Annotated in this window: 1 protein-coding gene; it reads right to left on the bottom strand. The window is 61.3% G+C overall.

Annotation, left to right across the window (positions count from 1 at the left end; translation table 11 throughout):
- Positions 1-2,091 (bottom strand): GNVR domain-containing protein (locus F6X39_RS35935; RefSeq protein WP_187620129.1); only part of this gene is annotated, 2,091 nt, incomplete at its 3' end.
- Positions 2,092-2,128: the final 37 nt, after the last annotated feature.

The following is a 2,128-nucleotide window of genomic DNA, read 5'->3' as shown; positions in this document are numbered from 1 at the left end:
CACCTGCGCAATGGAAGTGGTCTCGAAGCGGGTCACCAGCAGCACGGTGCCGCAGCTATCCGCAAGCGCGGTCGCGTCGGATACGGCGAGCACCGGCGGCGTGTCGATCAGCACGATGTCGTATTCGCTCGTCTTCGCGAGGAATTGCTGCATGCGTTCGCTCACCAGAAGCTCGGCCGGGTTCTCCGGTATCGCTCCGCGCGCAACGAAGTCGAGGCCCGGACGCACGTCACGCATGATCACCGGGCCGGACGTCACGTCCGACGACAGATAGTCAGCCAGGCCGGGGCTCGAGTCGAGACCAAAGTATTGCTCGAGATGACCTTTGCGCAGGTCCGCGTCGATCAGCAACACCCGCTTGCCGGCCGCCGATACGACCGCCGCCAGATTCGCCGACAGGAACGACTTGCCCACCTGTTCCGTCGGCCCCGTCAGCAGCACGCGATTGTCGCCCGATTCCGATTCCAGCATGGCAAAATGAAGCGCGGTTCTGAGTCGGCGCAGGCTTTCAATCGACGGGTCGCGCGGAAACTCGCTCGCCAGCAGGAACTTCTCGCCAGCGGGCAGCTTCGGCGTCTTGCCGATTCGCGCGACTTTCGCCTGCGACAGCGGCACGCTCGCATAGACATTCAGGCCCGTTTGCTCCTCGATCTCCTGCGCGTCGGTCACGCCCCGATACAGCGCCGTACGCCCGAACGCCGCACCCACGCCCAGAATCAGGCCGCCCAACGCAGCATAGATAATCACCAGAAGCTTGTTCGGCTTGATCGGCTCTTTCGGCACCACCGGGTTATCGATCAACCGCACCGTTCCAACCTTGCCGGCGCGAACCAGTCTGAGCTGTTGCATGTTGTTCAGCATGCCGACGTAAAGCTCGTTGTTCACGTTCATGTCACGGGTCAGGCGCACCGCATTCTGCTCCAGGTCCGGCAACGCCTGTTCCTGCTGCGACAAGCTTCCGATCCTGCTGCTCAGCATGCCGATCTGCTGATCGATCGCCTGGATCGCGGGGTGACCCGGCGCGTAGATCGCGCCCATCTCCGCGCGCTTCTGCTTCAGTTCGAGCAGGCTGCGCTGCGTGGCTACGCTTTGATCCAGATAGGCCTTGCCCTGCTCACTCAGATTGAACACGCCCATGCGGTTGCGCATGTCGTTATAGCGTCCCTCGGCGCGCTCCAGGTCGCTCTTGAGTTGCGGCAGCTGCTCGCTCAGGAACGCAAGCGACTTCTCGGCTTCCGCCGCCTTGCGCTTCAGATTCTGGTCAACATACGCATTGCCGATTTCGGCGAGCGTGCTGGCCGTCAGCAGCCGCTCAGAGCCCGTCAGCGACGCGCCGATGATGCCGCTGTCTTTACCCTTCTGCGAGACCGTCAGCCGGTTTTGCAGGCTTTCCACCGTCTTGTCGCGCGACTGTCTCTCCAGAATGAATTGCGTGCCCGGCTTTGCGTTCAGCGAATCGACCTGCAGCGTGATCGCGCCATCGGGCAGTTTCGTGTCGAGCTTTTCGCCCACGCGACCCTCGATCGGCTCGCTGAGATCCGACTGCTCCAGCCGGTAGCGTCCGCCGCCCAGAACCGTCAGAACGAACTTCTCGCCTTCGAATGCTTCCGGGACGTCGAAGCTGGACACCTTGATCGCTTCATCGCCCCATGCATATCCGCCAAATCCAAAGATACCTGGCTCGGAAAGACTCCGGGCTTGCCGGCCCAACCAGTCTCCGATCAATGGAAAGCGCTTCGGCTTTGCGCTGACGTCGAGGTGCAGATCGTCGACCGCTTTTCCGACCACCATTCTCGACTGCAGGATTTCCATTTCAGCCGTCGCCTCTGTTTTGACGTCGAACATGCTGGAGACGTCGCCCAGCGGGCTTTTTGAATTGCTGGTCGGAATGCTGTCTTCAACCTGCACGAGAATATCGGCCTGGTACACCGACGGCGCGATAAACGCGTAGGCCACGCCCACGGCGAGCACGCCGCCGGCGATTCCACCGACCAGCCAACGGTTGGCCATTAGAACGTCGAAATAACGCGAAAGACTTACATCGTTATTCCGGAGCACGGCAGCATTCGTAAGCAGAGAGTTCTGATTCATCGAAACCCCAGGGCGGGTGTACGAAAAGGGTGGAAGC

Origin of the sequence: Paraburkholderia sp. UCT2 (assembly GCF_014397665.1) — a bacterium.
Lineage (GTDB): Bacteria > Pseudomonadota > Gammaproteobacteria > Burkholderiales > Burkholderiaceae > Paraburkholderia > Paraburkholderia tuberum.
This window is presented reverse-complemented; position numbering and strand designations above follow the sequence as displayed.